The organism is Sulfitobacter sp. HI0027, assembly GCF_001634775.1.
In the GTDB taxonomy this organism is placed as follows: Bacteria; Pseudomonadota; Alphaproteobacteria; order Rhodobacterales; family Rhodobacteraceae; genus Sulfitobacter.
On sequence record NZ_LWER01000389.1, the window covers coordinates 1 to 512 of the forward strand.

At 52.9% G+C, this 512-nt stretch carries 1 protein-coding gene and 1 pseudogene; both read right to left on the minus strand.

All coding sequences use genetic code 11. The annotated features are described in order from the left end of the window. Window positions 1–220 (minus strand): annotated as a pseudogene (locus A3722_RS17990) (IS3 family transposase); the annotation flags it as partial. A gap of 87 nt (window positions 221–307) precedes the next feature. Beyond that, window positions 308–512: ATP-binding protein (locus A3722_RS17995; protein ID WP_161488236.1), on the minus strand; the 205-nt coding region annotated here is incomplete at its 5' end.

The window sequence follows — 512 nt, forward strand, 5'->3', positions numbered from 1 at the left end:
TTGCATAATGCTCTAACGCCATCTCCTTTTGCGCCAGCGAGAATTTAGGCGGGCGTGGTGCCGATCGTATCGGCAAGTCCTGCAGACGTTGGTATTCTCGATACCACCCTTTAAGGGCGTTCTTCGTTGGATACCCCAACTCACGGATGGTGGCCTGAGCGCGCTTGCCGAGCTTGATATAAAGCTTAACCGCGCGCAGTCGTTCTTCGTAGCTGTACATGAACTATCTCCAAGATAGTCCAACTTTTCGTCCGCACCCCCGGTATTTTCACCGAGATTTGACCCACCCTCAGTTATGCGTCGTGGTCTATGATGCGGTCAATGTTTTGGCCTCCTTTGCAGTTTTCTTTGCTGCCTCAGAACTGACCTTGAAGCGGTAGCTGTCGTTTCCGGTTTCGAGGATGTGGCAGCGGTGGGTAAGCCGATCCAAGAGAGCGGTGGTCATCTTTGCATCCCCGAAGACCTGCGCCCATTCTGAGAAGCTAAGGTTGGTGGTGATGATCACACTGGTG